The organism is Streptomyces sp. NBC_01717 (assembly GCF_036248255.1).
Taxonomy (GTDB): Bacteria; Actinomycetota; Actinomycetes; order Streptomycetales; family Streptomycetaceae; genus Streptomyces.
Genome location: NZ_CP109178.1, coordinates 1,051,148 through 1,067,881, shown reverse-complemented (window position 1 = coordinate 1,067,881; position 16,734 = coordinate 1,051,148). Strand labels below are relative to the sequence as shown.

General features: G+C 69.3%; 12 protein-coding genes and 1 pseudogene. 10 read left to right on the top strand and 3 right to left on the bottom strand.

Annotated features, from left to right (window positions below; translation table 11 throughout):
• Window positions 1-81: 81 nt before the first annotated feature.
• The 3 genes from OHB49_RS05060 (at window position 82) to OHB49_RS05050 (ending at window position 2,288) form a co-directional block, all read left to right on the top strand.
• Window positions 82-441: a UBP-type zinc finger domain-containing protein gene (locus OHB49_RS05060; protein WP_329158270.1), complete on the top strand. Its 360-nt coding sequence runs from the start codon at window positions 82-84 to the stop codon at window positions 439-441.
• 302 nt (window positions 442-743) lie between these two features.
• The gene (locus OHB49_RS05055; protein WP_329158268.1) at window positions 744-1,190 is read left to right on the top strand and encodes a nitroreductase family deazaflavin-dependent oxidoreductase; all 447 of its coding nucleotides are present in this window, start codon (window positions 744-746) and stop codon (window positions 1,188-1,190) included.
• A 90-nt stretch (window positions 1,191-1,280) separates the two neighbouring features.
• Window positions 1,281-2,288 (top strand): PHP domain-containing protein, encoded by a 1,008-nt coding sequence (locus OHB49_RS05050; protein ID WP_329158266.1) that lies wholly within the window; start codon window positions 1,281-1,283, stop codon window positions 2,286-2,288.
• Here the strand turns inward: OHB49_RS05050 and OHB49_RS05045 are convergent.
• Window positions 2,277-2,828 (bottom strand): annotated as a pseudogene (locus tag OHB49_RS05045) (SAM-dependent methyltransferase); the annotation flags it as partial. The gene OHB49_RS05050 and the pseudogene OHB49_RS05045 overlap by 12 nt on opposite strands.
• A 103-nt stretch (window positions 2,829-2,931) precedes the next feature.
• On the opposite strand from OHB49_RS05045, the gene nhaA reads away from it, so the two are divergent.
• The 3 genes from nhaA (at window position 2,932) to OHB49_RS05030 (ending at window position 7,938) form a co-directional block, all read left to right on the top strand.
• Window positions 2,932-4,821 carry a Na+/H+ antiporter NhaA gene (gene nhaA / locus OHB49_RS05040; protein ID WP_329158264.1) on the top strand — a complete coding sequence of 630 codons (1,890 nt, stop codon included), beginning with the start codon at window positions 2,932-2,934 and terminating at the stop codon, window positions 4,819-4,821.
• Between the two features lie 75 nt (window positions 4,822-4,896).
• Entirely contained in the window at window positions 4,897-5,955 is a 1,059-nt protein-coding gene (locus tag OHB49_RS05035; protein WP_329158262.1) for an NAD(+)/NADH kinase, read from the top strand.
• 138 nt (window positions 5,956-6,093) lie between these two features.
• Window positions 6,094-7,938 (top strand): glycoside hydrolase family 15 protein, encoded by a 1,845-nt coding sequence (locus OHB49_RS05030; protein WP_329158260.1) that lies wholly within the window; start codon window positions 6,094-6,096, stop codon window positions 7,936-7,938.
• Window positions 7,939-7,969: 31 nt separating this feature from the next.
• Here the strand turns inward: OHB49_RS05030 and OHB49_RS05025 are convergent, their stop codons facing one another.
• Both OHB49_RS05025 and OHB49_RS05020 read right to left on the bottom strand, forming a co-directional pair.
• Complete coding sequence (locus OHB49_RS05025) at window positions 7,970-10,846, bottom strand: SpoIIE family protein phosphatase (protein ID WP_329158258.1); 2,877 nt, start codon at window positions 10,844-10,846, stop codon at window positions 7,970-7,972.
• Window positions 10,847-11,066: 220 nt separating this feature from the next.
• A complete protein-coding gene (locus OHB49_RS05020; RefSeq protein WP_199822896.1) occupies window positions 11,067-11,222 on the bottom strand; it encodes a hypothetical protein in 156 nt (51 codons plus the stop codon).
• Between the two features lie 224 nt (window positions 11,223-11,446).
• Here OHB49_RS05020 and OHB49_RS05015 point away from each other — a divergent pair, with 224 nt between their 5' ends.
• From OHB49_RS05015 to OHB49_RS05000, 4 genes are all read left to right on the top strand, one after another.
• Complete coding sequence (locus OHB49_RS05015) at window positions 11,447-12,688, top strand: PP2C family protein-serine/threonine phosphatase (RefSeq protein WP_329158256.1); 1,242 nt, start codon at window positions 11,447-11,449, stop codon at window positions 12,686-12,688.
• Between the two features lie 401 nt (window positions 12,689-13,089).
• Entirely contained in the window at window positions 13,090-14,919 is a 1,830-nt protein-coding gene (locus OHB49_RS05010; protein WP_329158255.1) for a glycoside hydrolase family 15 protein, read from the top strand.
• A gap of 49 nt (window positions 14,920-14,968) precedes the next feature.
• Entirely contained in the window at window positions 14,969-15,310 is a 342-nt protein-coding gene (locus OHB49_RS05005) for an iron chaperone (protein ID WP_329158254.1), read from the top strand.
• A 272-nt stretch (window positions 15,311-15,582) separates the two neighbouring features.
• Window positions 15,583-16,689, top strand: coding sequence for an AI-2E family transporter (locus tag OHB49_RS05000; protein WP_329158253.1), 1,107 nt, complete (start codon window positions 15,583-15,585; stop codon window positions 16,687-16,689).
• Window positions 16,690-16,734: the final 45 nt, after the last annotated feature.

The following is a 16,734-nucleotide window of genomic DNA, read 5'->3' as shown; positions in this document are numbered from 1 at the left end:
GGGGAAACGGAAGGCCTCAGCGCGTCGAGCCAAGACCTTTGAGGTCGGTGTGCTCACGCATGATTCACGGAGGCACGTCCCATGGCACCTGACCGGATTCCAGGTATCGATCCCACCGCGGCTCCCAGTGGTACAGGGTGTGCGGACTGTCTGGCGGACGACGGACCGGGGTGGTGGTTCCACCTGCGTCGCTGCGCGGCGTGCGGACACATCGGATGCTGCGATTCCTCACCCGGGCAGCACGGAACGAAGCATGCCCGCGAGGCGGGGCACCCGTTCCTGGCCAGCTTCGAGCCGGGGGAGAGCTGGATGTGGAACGTCGAGACCGAGGAGTACTACGAGGGGCCGGAGCTGCTCGCGCCCACCTGTCACCCGGCGGCTCAGCCGACCCCGGGTCCGCAGGGGATGGTCCCGGCGGACTGGGAGGCGCAGCTGCGCTGAGCTTGCAAGGATCGGCGCCGCGTGAACGTCGCTCGTGATCTTCATTCACGAGCACGGGACCTGTAGAGCGCAAGCGCACAAGTGGGTCCGTCATCCTGCCCCGTACAGCGGGGGCATCGCTCCCGCCGATCCGATGACGGCACCACCGACCCGCCCGCGTCCCGACGCGCGCGGGACCGAACTGCCGCTGTGACACGCGTACTCGCCCGGGTCCCGGGACGGCGCGATGATGAAAGAGTTCTCGGTGCAGCGGGACACATCGATGTCCGCGCTGCCCGAATGCCGACGATGGGACAGATGCCATGCCTCTCAAGGGTGAGTACGAGCCGAGCCCCGAGCAGTGGGTCCGCGATCAGGTCGAACTGTTCGAGAGTTCGGGAGGGACGGAGGGGACCACGATGCGGGGCATGCCGGTCATCATCCTGACCACGCGCGGAGCGAAGAGCGGCAAGATCCGCAAGTCACCGCTGATGAGGGTCGAGCACGACGGCGCGTACGCCGTGGTCGCCTCGCTCGGCGGAGCTCCCCGGCATCCCGTGTGGTACCACAACATCACTGCGGACCCCCGGGTGGAGCTGCAGGACGGCTCGGTCCGCCAGGACATGAACGCCCGTGAGGTCACCGGCGACGAGAAGCGCGTGTGGTGGGAGCGAGCGGTCGAGGCCTTTCCCGACTACGCCGACTACCAGGAGAAGACGGACCGGCAGATTCCTGTCCTCGTCCTGGAACCGGCAGCCGGGAGTCACTGACCGCGGCCCGGAGGAGGCCTCGGCCCGGTGCCCGCCGCGTCTCCTCCGGCGCGCAGCCCCCGTCGTGTCCTGGCGGGACGGGAGGTGCGGATGGATCCGGTCGACGCTCTGCGCCGGATCGCCTTCCTGCTGGAACGCGACCGGGCAGCCACATACCGCGTACAGGCGTTCCGTACAGCGGCTGGTGCGATCGGAGCGATGACGGGTCACGAGATCGCGGGACGCGTGACGGCGGGGACTCTGGAGTCGGTCAGAGGCATCGGGCCGAAGACGGCACAGGTCGTACGGGAAGCGCTGGCCGGTGAAGTCCCGGGCTACCTCCGGCGGCTGGAGGAGGACACCGCCGGTCCGCTCACCGAGGGCGGCAGTACGCTGCGTGCCGTGCTGCGCGGCGACTGCCATCTGCATTCCGACTGGTCGGACGGCGGAAGCCCGATCGAGGAGATGGGCCGTACGGCCATGGAGCTGGGACACGAGTGGGCGGCCCTCACCGACCACTCTCCCCGGCTGACCGTGGCACACGGCCTGTCGCCGGAACGGCTGCGCCGGCAGTTGGCGGCCGTGGCCGAACTCAACGAGCGCTGGGCGCCGTTCCGGCTGCTCACCGGCATCGAGTGCGACATCCTCCCGGACGGCTCCCTCGACCAGGAGGAGCAACTGCTGGAACAGCTCGACGTGGTGGTCGTGTCCGTGCACTCCAAACTGCGGATGGACGCGCGGACCATGACCCGCCGTCTGGTCGCCGCCGTCCGTCATCCGCAGGCGAACGTTCTGGGGCACTGCACAGGCCGTCTGGTCGCCGGCCGGGGGCGCCCGGAGTCGCAGTTCGACGCGGACGAAGTGTTCGCCGCGTGTGCCGAGTCCGGCACCGCACTGGAGATCAACAGCCGACCCGAACGGCTCGATCCGCCCCGGCGGCTGCTGCGTCGCGCCGTCGACGCCGGAGTGCTGTTCGCCATCGACACCGACGCCCACGCACCGGGGCAGCTCGACTGGCAGATCTTCGGCTGTGCCCGGGCCGAGGAGTGCGGTGTGCCGGCGGAACGGGTCATCACCTCATGGCCGGCGGACAAACTGCTGGCCTGGTCAGGACGGTGAGCTCGGTCCCTCGCCGGCACCGCACTCGACCTCGGACCTGACTGCCCTCGGACGTCGTGCGAGGAAGACGAACTCCCGGCCCGGACGGTCGGGCGCGTCGCGGACGTCCTCCACCACGTAACCCTGCTCGACCAGCTCCGCTTCGACCTCATGCCGCGCACGGAAGCGCAACGTCGGATCCGAGGTCAGCACCTGCCCGTCCGCGGCGAACACACAGGTCCAGCGGAATGTCACCAACTGCCCTCTTTCGATCAACTGGACCCACCTCTCGACCGCGCCGACGCCCGGGATCTCCGTCACGCCGTATGAGGTCTCAGGCTTCCACTCCTCCCAGGCGCGCCTGGGAGGATCCCGGGTCTCGAACACCGGATGACCGCCGGGGCGCAGCGCTTCGTAAGCCCCCCCGCAGGTCTGCCGCCACGCCTGTGGACCGGTGATGGCCTGGGCGACGTTCGCCGTCATCGTGGCGAGGTCTACCCGCAGCGGCGGGAGGGCTGTCGTGTCACCGCAGATCCAGCGCACCCGCTCGCTGCCCGGCTTGCAGGAACGGGCCGTCCGGCCGGCACATGAAGCGGTCGAGCGCCGTGCGGCCCCCGGTGGGCCGTTGCACCCCAACAAGCACGCGACACGCGATGATGGCCCCGTGACACACGCCCCCTCCTCCCCTCCTCCCTTCCAGGAGCAGACCACACGTGACCCGGGGACCCGGACACCGCTGCGCGCGTTCCTCGCGACCGAGTCCGGCAGCGCGGCGGTGCTGCTGGCCGCCACCGTGGCGGCGCTGGCATGGGCGAACGCGGCGCCCGTGGGGTACGCGTCCTTCTGGGAGACGCATCTGTCGGTGACCCTGGGATCGGCAGGGGTGTCGCTGGACCTGCGCGAGTGGGTGAACAGCGGCCTGATGACGTTCTTCTTCTTCGTCATCGGGCTGGAGGCGCGCCGGGAGTTCGACACGGGCGAGCTACGGGAGCGGCAGCGGGTCATGCTGCCGCTGGCCGCGGGGCTCGCTGGCATGCTCGTCCCCGTCGGTGTCTACCTCGCGTTCAACGCGGGCGGAGCTTCGGCCCATGGATGGGGTGCGGCCATGTCCACGGACACCGCATTCGCCCTGGGCATGCTGGCGATCCTGGGACGACGGTTCCCCGACGCGCTGCGCACGTTCATCCTCACGGTGACCGTGGTCGACGACTTGCTGGCCCTGGTGGTCATCGCCCTCGTCTACAGCGAGAACATCACCGTGCCCGCCCTGCTGGCGGCCGCGGCTCTGTTCGGCTTGATGCTGCTGGTCAGGGCAGCGGGCGTGCGCCACGGATGGACCTACCTGCTGATGGGGGTCGCGACCTGGGTCGCCCTGCTCAAGTCCGGTGTCGATCCGGTGGTCGTGGGCCTGGCCATGGGGCTGCTGACCTATGCCTACCCGGCCGCGCGCAGCGACCTGGAACGTGCAAGCGATCTGTTCATCTCGTTCCGGGAACAGCCCACACCCGAACTGGAGCGTTCGGCACGCCAGGGACTGGCCTCGGCGGTGTCGCTCAACGAGCGGCTGCAACAGATGTACCACCCGTGGACGAGTTATGTGATCGTGCCTCTCTTCGCCCTCGCCAATGCCGGTATCACCATCGATGCAGGACTGCTGTCGCGGGCGGCAACGTCCCCGGTCACTCTGGGCATCCTGCTCGGCTACCTGGTCGGCAAGCCGGTGGGTATCACCGGTGCTTCCTGGCTGCTCGCCCGGCTGAGCCGCGGTCGGCTGAGACCTCCGGTCGGTTGGGGCGCCCTGGCCGGGGGTGGCACGATCGCGGGGGTCGGGTTCACCGTTGCCCTGCTGATCTCCACGCTCGCCTTCGAAGGAGACCGGCTCGAAGAGGCGAAGATGGGCATCCTGAGCGCGGTGATCTGTTCCTTCCTCGCAACCTGCGGCGTGGCGACGGCGATCAGGCTCCTGTCGCCGCACAGGCGTGCACGGGTGCTGCTCGGCACCGCCGACAGGGTGATCGATCTCGCGGTCCCGGTCGACCCCGCTCGTGACCACGTCCGGGGCCCGGTGAACGCCCCGGTGACCCTGGTCGAGTACGCCGATTTCGAATGCCCCTACTGCGGGCAGGCCGAATCCGTGGTCCGCGACCTTCTCGCCGACTTCGGTGATCTGCGCTACGTGTGGCGGCATCTGCCGCTCACCGACGTGCATCCCAGCGCGCAACTCGCCGCCGAGGCGGCGGAGGCCGCGGCGGAGCAGGGGGCTTTCTGGCAGATGCACGACCGTCTCCTGGAGCACCAAGGGGCGCTCCAGGCGTCCGACCTGAAGCGCTACGCGGAGGAACTGGGCCTGGACGCCAAGCGCTTCCATCGCAGTCTGCGCACCCACGCGGGGGCCGGCCGGGTCGCCGAGCACATGGAGTCGGCCGATCTGAGCGGGGTGTCCGGAACCCCCACCTTCTTCATCAACGGCCTGCTGCACCGCGGCGCCTACGACATCGACGCATTGTCCGCCGCAGTGCGCACAGCCCGTGCGCGCGCAGGACTGACGCGCTAGGTCCGCCGGACCCGTCTGCCGGGACGATCTGGTGCGATCTGCGGGGCGGGCCGGGGCCGTCTACGGTGAGAGGTGATGCCTCTCAATCGGCTGGGTCTGGTTGTCCACCAAGGCAGGCCCGCCGCCGTCGCGGCGGCGCGGACTGCCCGCTTGTGGTGTGCCGCTCGCGGCATCGCCTGCACCGATATCGACGTGTGGCGGCAGGGGGAACCGCGGCACGGCGGCCAGGCAGAGGCCGAGGCGGCGGGTCACCCCGGGGCGATCATCACGTTCGGTGGTGACGGCACGTTTCTGCGTGGGGCACGGATCGCCGCCAAGGACGGGGCGTCGGTGCTGGGCGTGAACGTGGGTCGGGTCGGCTTCCTGACCGAGATCACCACTGACCAGGTGGAGGAGGCTCTGGACGTTCTCCATCGGGATCAGGCGGTGATCGAGGAGCGGATGGTGCTCACGCTGCGCGCGTCGCGCCCGCTTCAGACGCCCGTCGGCCTGGACACGGTGCTGTGTTACGGGCGCGGCCCCGCGCTGCCGGCGCCGACGCTGCGTCCCGCTGGGCCGCAGCCGGTCGGCTGGGGTGTCGCCCTGGACGTCACCGCCGTGAATGACGTGGTCCTGGAAAAGCTCGCCCGGGACCGGCAGGCGAGCGTGGCCGTGTACCTGGCCGGGCAGCTGCTCGCCTCCTACTCGGCCGACGCGGTGATCATGGCAACGCCCACCGGCTCGACCGCCTACAACTTTGCCGCGGGAGGGCCGGTACTGGACCCTTCCGCCGACGCCATCGTCTTCACCCCGGTCGCTCCGCACATGGCCTTCGGCCGTACCGTGATAGCCGCCGCCGACGAGGCGGTCGCGGTACGCGTGCTGCCGCATTCCGGCCGGGTGGCCGTGAGTATCGACGGGCAGACGCGCGGGGTGCTGGACCCCGGGGACTGGGTTGCGGTCTACCGGGCACCGTACCGGCTGCGTCTGGCCCGTCTGGCACCTCTGGAGTTCTACCACCGGCTGCGCGAACGCTTCCAGCTGGCCGACGCCCCAGCGGCCGCCATCGACCAGACCCCGCTCTTCCACCGGCCCGACAGCCCACCGCCCGACGATCTGGCCCACCTGCGGCTGCCCACGCCGCCTGTCGCATGAACGCACGCGGCACGGCACACGGTGGGGGTGATGCAGCTCAGGGGGCAGACCCGAGTTTCATTATGTGGCGATTTAGACTCTTATCAGGATTATTTTCGGTTTCACGGCGGTGGCGCCGCGGTGGCAGGGAGGCCTGGCATGGCGTTCGAGAATGCCGGATTCGGTGGATACGGGCAGGGAGCGGGCTCCGGACGCTATCTGCCGATCGCCGAACACGGCCTGATTGGCGACCTTCGTACCGTCGCGCTCGTGGGCACCGACGGCACGATCGACTGGTACTGCTGCCCGCAATTCGACGCGCCCAGCGTGTTCGGCTCCATCCTGGACGCGGACCGGGGTGGATCGTTCGAGCTGGCCGCCGACGTACCTGCGCGGACCCGCCAGTTCTATTTTCCCGACACCAATGTGCTGATCACGCGATTCTTCGCCGCGGACGGGGTGGGCGAGATCCAGGACTTCATGCCTATCGGTGACGAATCGGGCGAGACCCACCGGCACCGGCTGATCAGACGTCTGCTCTGCGTCCGGGGCTCGCTTCCGTTCACCGCGCGGGTGGCTCCCCGCTTCGGTTACGGGACCGAACCGCACAGCGCGCGCCTGCAGGGCGACAGTGCGCTCTTCGTGTCCGAGAACCTGTCCCTGGCTCTGACGGCCACTGTCCCGCTCGAATGCGACGGCACGGATGCCTGGTCACACTTCAAGTTGCTGGAAGGCGAGTCCGCGGTCTTCGCCCTCGACCGGGTGGGGGAAGAGATCGCTCCGCGAGGGTGTGCCAGGTGTGAGGCCGAGGACGAGTTCCAGGCCACGGTCCGCTACTGGCGGCAGTGGCTGAGTGCATCGCGCTACCACGGACGGTGGCGGGAGATGGTGCACCGCTCCGCGCTGACGCTGAAGCTGCTCGTCTACGCGCCGACCGGCGCGATCGTGGCTGCGCCGACGACGAGCCTGCCCGAGGAGATCGGATGCGAGCGCAACTGGGACTACCGCTACACGTGGGTCAGGGACGCCGCCTTCTGCATCTACGCCATGCTCAGGCTGGGCTTCACATCGGAGGCCGAAGCGTTCATGGGCTTCCTGTCCTCCTGCATCAAGTGCGAGGACGAGGGCACCGGGCCGCTGCAGGTCATGTACGGCATCGACGGACGTCGTGAGCTGCCCGAGCGCGAACTACCGCATTTCGAGGGGTACATGGGGTCGTCTCCGGTGCGGGTGGGAAATGGTGCCGCGGCCCAGCTCCAGCTCGACATCTACGGAGCGCTCATCGACTCCATCTACCTGTACGACAAGTGGGGCCAACCCATCAGCAGCAACCACTGGGACGAGGTCGGCACCGTGGTGGACTGGGTCTGCGACCACTGGGACCAGCCGGACGAAGGCGTCTGGGAGACCCGCGGGGGACGACGGGACTTCTTGTACTCGCGCCTGATGTGCTGGGTCGCGATCGAGCGGGCCATGCGCATGGCGACCCGGCGGGGCCTGCCTGCCGACCTCGTCCGCTGGGGGCGGAGCCGTGACGCCATCTACCGGCAGATCATGAGCCGCGGCTGGTCGGCCGAGGTCGGCGCCTTCGTCCAGCAACTGGACGGCGACGTCCTTGATGCCTCCGTGCTGATGATGCCCTTGGTCAAGTTCGTCTCCCCCGTCGACCCGAAGTGGCTCTCGACACTGGACGCTCTTGGCGCGAACCTGGTCACCGACTCGCTTGTCCACCGCTACGACGTGGGAGCCAGCCCGGATGGCATCCTGGGCACGGAGGGCACTTTTTCGATCTGCTCGTTCTGGTACATCGAAGCCCTCACCCGAGCCGGCCGCCTGGAAGATGCCCGCCTGGCCTTCGAAAAGATGCTCACCTACTCCAACCATCTCGGCCTGTACGCGGAGGAGATCGGACCGACGGGGGAACAACTCGGCAACTTCCCGCAGGCCTTCACCCACCTTTCCCTCATCAGCGCCGCATTCAACCTCGACCGTGCCCTGGGCTGAGCACCGATCGGGCGTGCTCGGAGTCGAGCGGTCATTCGGGGGGCGCGGCGATGTGCGAGCCGGATTCCGGCAGGAGCGGAGCCGGGATGCCGGATGTGTGCATCGTCTGCGCGGTCCAGATGCACTTGCCGGCAGTGGTGTAGCGAGTGCCCCACCGCTGGGAGAGCGCGGCGACCAGCTGCAGTCCCCGGCCGCCCTCGTCGGTCTCGGACGCGTGGCGGACCCTGGGCATGGTCAGACTGCCGTCGGAGACCTCGCAGACCAGGTCGGCGTCGAGCAGCAGCCGCAGTTGCAGCGGTCCCCTCCCATGTCGTACGACGTTCCCGACCAACTCGCTGACGAGCAGTTCCGTGGTCGTCACCATGTCGTCCAGCCCCCACGCGGACAGCTGCTCCCGGACGTGCCTGCGGGCCAGGCCCGCCGCCTGAGGGTCCTCCGGGAGTGGCCAGGAGGCCATCCGGTCCGAGCTGAGCGCGTGCACACGGGCGACCAGGAGGGCGGCGTCGTCGCTGGTGTGCTGTCCGGCGGGGAGCAGGCCGGCGATGAGGTCTTCGCAGAGCCGGTCCAGGTCTTCGCTCTCCCTGGTGCGCAGGAGCTGCGTCAGCTCGGTCATGCCCTGGTCGATCTCGCGCTCGGACGATTCGATGAGGCCGTCGGTGTACAGCACGAGAAGGCTTCCCGGGGGCATCGTCAGCTCCACCGTCTCGAACGGCGGCTCTGCCACCCCCAGAGGCGGATCCGGGACCGGATGCGGGAAGTGCACGGTGCCGTCGGGGTGGACCACGGCCGGTGGTGGGTGTCCGGCGCGGGTGATGGAGCACGTCCTGGTGGTGGAGTCGTACAGCGCGTACAGGCACGTGGCGTACGAGTCCTCGCCGAGGCCGCTGACGATGTCGTTGAGGTGGCTCATGATCTCGTCGGGTGGCAGTTCGAGGTCGGCGAGGGTGTGAACGGCAGTGCGCAGCCGTCCCATCGTGGCAGCCTCGGAGAGGCCGTGGCCCATCACGTCGCCGATGACGAGCGCGACCCGTCCGGCGGAGAGCGGCACGACGTCGTACCAGTCACCGCCGACGTCCATGCCGTGCCCGGCGGGCAGGTAGCGGGCGGCGGTGGTGCACGCCGGGAGGTCGGGCAGTGTCCGGGGGAGCAGTGCGCGCTGCAGCTCCCGGGACCGGGTGTGCTCGGCGTCGTAGAGCCGTGCGCGTTCCAGGGCCTGCGCGACCAGGGCGCTGATGGCGGTCAGCAGGGTGCGCTCTTCGTCGGCCAGGTGGCGCGGCTCGTCGAACACGATCACGCAGACACCGAAGGTGTGCCCGGAGGCGGCCAGCGGCAGGAACGCCCAGGACTTCTTGCCGATGTCCTGCGGGTGGTCGGCCATACAGGGATAACGCGCCGCGTACTCCTGGGGCGAGGAGACGAACAGCGGCCCCTGAGTGGAGATCGCGTCCCAGACGGGGTCTTTCGCGACTCTTGAACGGCCGTCGACGCGCTCGAGGAATGCGCGGGGGTAGCCGACGGCTCCGACGTTGCGGACCCGGTTGCCCTCGACGGCCTGTACGAGCAGCCCGGTGGCGCGGAACGGCGGCAGTACCCGCTGGGCCACCGCGTCCACCACGTCCCGTGAGGTGGTCGCTGCGGCGAGCGCTGCGGTCAGCTCAGTGATGCGGGAGGCGCGCTCGGCGGAGGCCGCCTCGGAGGCGATCCGCTCGGCCTCGTGTCTGCGCATCTCGGTGACGTCGGTGAAGTACAGCGTGACACCGTCGGGCACCGGGACCAACCGCAGGTGGTAGCAGCGTCCTGTATCCGGCATCTGCACGTCGAAGCCCGCGGGGGTGGCCGTGGCGGCTGCCCGGCGACACCGGGCCTCCATGTCGGCGACCTGCTGCATGGCGGGCAGTGTCCACAGCACGCGGCCGAACAGCTCCTCCTCGGAGGAGCCCAGCATGCCTTCCGCCTCCAGGTTGACGAAGGTGATCCGCCAGTCGTCGTCCGCCGAAAGGAAGCCGTCGCTCATATGGCGCAAGGCGTGGCTGAGCGCGTCACGGGCGGACCGGGACTCGTTGCTGTCCCATGCCGTCCCGATCATCCGGTAGGGCTCGCCCGCGTCGTCGAGCACCACCCTCGCGCGCGCCTGGGTCCAGCCGTAACTGCCGTCGGGGCGTCGTACCCGGTATTCGGCTTGGAATACACCGTGGTTGCGAATGGCCTTCTCGACGGCGGCGAGCGCCCACGGCACGTCGTCGGGGTGGACCACCTTCATCCAGCTCTCGACCTGGGGTGTGAAGTCGGCGGGCTCGGTGCCGTAGATGGCCATGGCCGCGTCGTCCCAGGACAGTGCGCCGGTGCGGATGTTCCAGTCCCAGGTCCCTACCTGGACGGCCTTGAGCGCCTGCCGGAGGAAGTTGCCGCTCGGCTCCTCCGGGGCAGGGCGCACGGGTGGCGGAGCCTGGATCATCCGCTCCTTCGCCCAGGCGGCCACCGCTGTGAGGAAATCCCAATGCTTCCTGGTGGGCTCTCCCGAGGCGCCCGCCACCACGGTGAGGGCGCCGACCGGGCGCTCCGCGCCGAACACCGGTACGGCTGCCAGGCCCGTGCCGGGCCAGCCGGTGGCCGACGTGGGCGGGCCGGTGCCTGAGGGGGCGTGGAGCTCCCACACGCCGGTCCCCTGGCGCACGGCGCGCGCCGGCGCCGCGGTGCCCTCCTGGTCGATGATCTCCCAGGGCCGGACGAGGGCAGGAGGCAGTCCGGCCACCGACACCAGGCGCAGCGCCGACATGGGGCCACGCAGGTGCACCGTCCCGCCCAGGCCGTCCAGCTCGGCGACGGCGTGCTGAAGCGCGAGCCGCAGCACCTCGCCCTCCGTGACGCCCTGTTCCACACTGTCAAGCAGGGCCAACCGAGCATTCATGGATCAACTGTATATTTCGGGCGCCAAGTCGGTAGGACATGGCACTGGGCTGTGGCTTCCGCCGGTGAGGCGATCGGAGCTCAATGGGCGGCCCTCACCGCGTCAGCGCCATCGACCGCCATGCTCGCGGAGGCTGGACTCCTGGGTCCGCCCCGGCGCCGCGGCCTTGCGGCTCCGGCTCCGACTTCGGTCGGACGTGAATGCCGTCGCCACCTCCACTTCAGCTTGCGTCATCCTCCGCTCGGCGCTCGCCCTCGGCCTGGGACGGCTGGGTGCGTGTCGTGGCGGGATGCCGTTCCTCGGCCGGATTCAAATCCTCTTCCAACCTCTCGCCCTCGGCCTGCGACGGAGTCGGGTACTCGTCGGTAGGGCGCATGGCTGCCTCCACACTCGGATAAATGCATATAAAACGATCGTAACGCCGCGAGTGATCGGATGCTGCTGCACGTACTGCGTGTGCGAAGAGGTTCTCGGTACGCCGCCGCAGATCGCGTTCCCGACACTCCTGTGGCGCAGCGAGGACGGGGGCGGGGGGAGTGCAGGACCCATAGTTGAGACGACGTTCGGCCGTGGCGGGTAAGAGACGGAACGGGAGAGCATGTGACGACACCACGGATCGACTACCAGTCGCTGTTCATCGCCACGCCCAGCCCCTACCTGGTGCTCGGTCCCGACCTGGTGATCATCGACGTCAACCGGGCGTATCTGACAGCGACCGGCCGCACTCGGGAGGATCTGGTCGGGCAGTACCTCTTCGACGCCTTCCCGGACAATCCTGCGGATCCGGGCGCGGACGGGGTGCAGAACCTGGGCGCCTCCCTGCGCCGGGCCCTGCGCTCCAAGGAGTCGGACACGATGGCGGTGCAGAAGTACGACATCCCGGTTGCGGACAAGCCCGGCGTGTTCGAGGAGCGATGGTGGTCGCCGATCAACACCCCTGTGCTGGGGCCGGACGGACAGGTGGCGTGGATCATCCACCGAGTGGAGGACGTGACCGCGTTCGTGCTGTCCCATCCCTCCCGCCCGCGAGGCGGCGGGGAGCTCGGCAAATGGGAGGCGATGGAATCCGAACTGTACGCACGGGCGCGTGAGCTCCAGGGGCTGAACGAGGAACTGCGCCAAGCCCACGCCCGTGAACGCCAGGTCGCCATCAGGTTGCAGGAAGCCATGCTCTACTCGCCCGACCTGGCCCGGCATCGCAATGTCGCGGTGCGCTACCTGCCGGCCGCCGGATCTCTGAACGTGTGCGGCGACTGGTACGACCTGGTCGACCTGCCCGACGACGGCTGCGCCCTGGCCGTCGGTGACGTTGTCGGCCACGGCCTGGAGGCTGCTGCCGTCATGGGAATGCTTCGCAGCGCGCTGTCCGCCGCCGTCCGATCCCGCCAGGAGCCCGCCAAGGCGCTGGAGGTTCTGGGGCTGTACGCGCGCTCGGTCGAAGGTGCGCTGACCACCACCGCGGTCCAAGTCGTCATCGCCCCTCACAGCCACCGCCTCACCTACAGCAGCGCCGGCCACCTCCCGCCTGTCCTGGTCCACCACGACGGCACCTTCGACCTGCTCGACCAGGCCACCGACCCACCGCTGGGCGCCCGCCCCGAACACGTCCCCCGCCCCCAGGCAGAGCTGTCCTACACCCCCGGCGACACCCTCGTGCTCTACACCGACGGCCTCATCGAACGCCGCGGCGAGGACATCGACGCCGGTCTGCACCGCCTCACCGACGCACTCGCCCGCTTCACCCGCCTCAGCCCCCAACGCCTTGCTGACGCCGTACTCGCCCGCCTCGGCGTCAGCGCCGGCGCCCGCGACGACATCGCTCTGGTCGTTCTCCGCCTGTAGGCCCGGGGGCCCGCCTGCCGAGCGGCAGCCGTGCTGCCGACCGCCCGCACCGGGTCCCGTGCGCAGGCTCCCACCGCTGCACGCGGATCGGTTTTCACCGGACAGCATCACTGCCGGAGCGGCCGGGTCGCGTTCCGACTCGCTCCCTGGGAGCGTGGGAGCGCGATACGACGCGGCGCGGACGCGATCGTGGATATTCACCAGCGACGACATTGCCCTTGCCGAGCTGATCCCTGAGTTGACACGGGGCCAGGAGGACCACGCCGCCACCGAGGCGCTCTGCGCGGACGTGACGTTCCACACCGCGGTCGAGATCACCGAACGCCGGGAAAGTGATGAACACCTTCCAGGCGCGCACATGAGATCGCCCGGAATTCTGGGCGCTGCGGAAGCGAGGCGGCATGCACGATCCGGATCCACCGTTCCGGCCGGTCCGCAGGCGGGAGGGTTACCTGCCGCTGGAGAACCTCGGCCTCATCGGGGACGGCGCGACAGCCGCGCTGGTGGGCCTGGACGGCTCCGTCTCGTGGATGTGCCTTCCCCGATTCGATGCCGAACCCCTGTTCTGCGGCTTGCTGGATCAAGCACGAGGCGGGCATTTCACCCTGGCACCGGAAGACCTGGTGGAGGCGCGACAGCGCTATGAACCTGACACCGGTGTACTGACAACCGAATTGCGCACTCCCACCGGCTTGGTTCGCGTCACCGATGCGCTGGCCCTGCGCTCGGGCGCTGATCTCACCGATGACGCACCGGCTGATCGCGCCGAACTTGTGCGTTCGGCGGTGGTGCTGGCCGGCAATGTGCGCCTACGGGTGGACCTTGAGCCCCGCGGCGGTGGGCAGGCGCGGGCGTTGTTCAGCGGGCTGGAAGTGCGATCGTCCCGGCGACCGGACCTGCGACTCCACCTGCGGTCCAGCCGTCCCCTGGACGGCCTGCACAGCACACATGACCTGCAGCAAGGTGATCGCCTCGATCTCGTGTTGTCCTGGGGCCGCTTCCATCGCCACCACCGGTTCGACGCCGACGCGATGCTGCAGGAGACCGCCGACGCATGGCGCCGCTGGATGAAGCACATGGACTACGGCGGCCCTGAGGAGTCCTTGGTCAGGCGCGCCGCGATCACGCTGAAAATGTGCGACGACTGGGCCAACGGCTCGCTGGTCGCGGCACCCACATCCGCCCTGCCTGCGCCGATCGGCGGGATCCGCAACTGGGACTACCGCTACGCCTGGATCCGCGATGCGGCCTTCGCCGTGTTCGCCCTGCGCCGCATCGGCTTCCGTGGCGAGGCCGACGCCTTCCTCGGCTGGGTTCTTGACGCCTTCGAATACAGCCGTCGGCCCCGGATCATGTACGGCCTCGATGGCAGTCCGGTGCCGGACGAGGTCGAGGACAGCGAGTTGGAAGGCTATCGGCGCTCTGCCCCGGTGCGGTGGGGCAACGGCGCGGCCGACCAGCGCCAGCACGACGTCTACGGCGAGATCCTCGACTGCGCCGACCAGTGGCTGCTTTCCGGCGGTGAGGTCCAGCCCGCGCTGTGGACCAGCCTGGCCGATCTGGCCGAAGCGGCGGGGCAGGCCTGGCGGCAGCCGGATCAGGGAATCTGGGAGGTGCGCAGCGAGGGCCGGGTGTTCACGTACTCGGCCGGGATGTGCCAGGTGGCCCTGGACCGGGCCGCGGCCATCGGTGAGCGGCTTCACCTGCCCGGGCGGATCGCCGAGTGGCGAGCCTCGGCCGACCGGCTGCGCCGGCTCATCCTGGAGCAGTCCTGGGACGAGGACGCACAGACCCTGAGCACACACCTGGACGGCGGCGGCATCGTGGACGCGAGCCTGCTCGCCCTTCCCCTGCGCCAGGTTGTGCCGGCTGATCACCCGCGCATGGTGGCGACCACCAGGGCCATCGCCGAGCGTCTGTCGGCCGGCAACGGGTTGCTCTATCGCTACCTGCACAAGGAGTCACCCGATGGTCTGGCCGGCGACGAGGGTGCCTTCGTGCTGTGCAGTTTCTGGCTGGTCGACAACCTGATCGGCCAAGGCCGGATCGAAGAGGCCGACGAACTGTATGCCTCGCTGTGTGCCCGGGCGAGCCCGCTGGGGCTGCTGTCGGAACAGATCGACCCGTCCACGGGGGAGTTCATGGGCAACTTTCCTCAGGCGTTCAGCCACATCGGGATCATCGCCAGTGGCGTCAACCTCGCCCGGGCGAAGGCAGGCGCTCAGCCCTGATCAACCGGCTCGCCGTCCCATGCGCGAACAGGGAGGCCATAATGAAGCGGTGGACAAGGAAGTGCGCGACTACATCGACGGCATTCCCGCCGAGCACCGTCCGCTGTTCGACCGACTGCACCGGCTGATCCTGGAGGCCCACCCCGGGGCGGCCGTGGTCATCTCCTACAGGATCCCCACCTACAAGGTCGGCAGCCGTCGGCTCCATGTCGGCGCATGGAACCACGGAGTTTCCCTCTACGGCTGGCAGCAAGGCCGCGACGCCGGTTTCGCCACCCGCCACCCCGCGCTCATCTCAGGCAGGGCGACCATCCGGCTACGGCCCGACGACGCGGCTTCCATCCCGGATGACGAGCTCCGTGACCTGGCGCGGGCGGCGTTGGACAACTGAGCTGTCGGCGCGACCCGTGACTGCGCCTGCTGGGTGACTTCGCGTGTATGCAGCCGCAGGAGCTGGGATGACGCGTCGCCGACTGGTACCAGCAAGGAATGCCCAGGCGATCGCATCTGCAGCCCGACGACCCGGACCCCGGCTTCCGGCCTGAAAGACGGAGGCACCGAGCTCGTGCGGCGTCGCGCCAGGCACTACGCGGCATCACCGGCCGTGCTTCCCGGGGCCCGGGCTCGCAGCATGCGCCGACCGACCCGACGCAGGGGCCGCGTGTGTCGCCTGCGCTGCGGACGGCCGCTGCCTACGCCTGGCGGATCCTCGTCGTGGGAGTTGTCGTCTACGCCGGTTTTTCAGCGCTGGGACGGTTCCACGAGGTCGCGGTAGCCGTCTTTCTCGGCCTGGTAGTCACGGCGGTGCTGCGCCCGCCGACGGACTTCCTGGCTCGTGTGCTGCCGCGGCCGCTCGCGGTGGCAGTGGCGCTCCTCGGCAGTCTCGTCCTGGTCCTGGGCGTGCTGTCCCTTGTCGGTGAGGCGGTCGCCGGAGAAAGGGCCGGGCTGGAGCGGCAGTTCAGCGAAGGCCTCGCCAGGATCGAGCGCTGGCTGGCGGAGCCACCGTTCCGTCTGAACCCCGGTGCACTGAAAGACTTGCAGGCCCGGATCGGACAATATCTGTCCAGCCATCGGTCCACCCTGATCAGCTCGGCGCTCAGTGGCGTGGGCCGAGTGGTGGAAGTGATGACCGTGTTCGTTCTCGCGCTGTTCTGCTCGGTCTTCTTCATCTACTCGGGCGACCGGCAATGGGGCTGGTTGTGCGAACAGCTGCCGGCGACGGCGCGGGAGCGGGTGGAGATCGCGGGCCGAGCAGCGTGGCGGACGTTCACGGGGTACACCCACGGCATCATCGTGGTGGCTGCCACCAACGCCGTACTCGTCGGACTCGCCCTGTTCGTACTGGGAGTGCCGCTGGCGCTTCCGTTGGCGCTGCTGGAGTTCTTCGCGGCCTTCGTACCCCTGATCGGCTCACCGATCGCCCTTGGAATTGCTGCCGTTGTGGCTCTGGCGTCGAAGGGCCCGATCGTAGCGGCCGTCGTCATCGCGCTGATCGTCGTCATCGGGCAGATCGAGGGGCATCTGCTGCACCCGATCGTGATGAGCTGGGCCGTCCGACTGCATCCGGTCGTGATCGCGCTCTCCGTGATCGCCGGCGCGATCGCGGCGGGGGTGCTGGGAGCGATCGTGACGGTGCCCCTCGTCTCCGTGGTCTGGTCGGTCCATCAGGCTCTGCAGCGGGCGCGGAGATCCACACAGGCGAAGCCCACCCGTGCACGGTCGGCGACCGGCATCCGAAGGGGACGAGGGCCGGACCGTCCCGGCTTGTAGCGGACCCAGGAGTGGGCGCCCTCGGGGTCGGTGGCGTGACCGGCG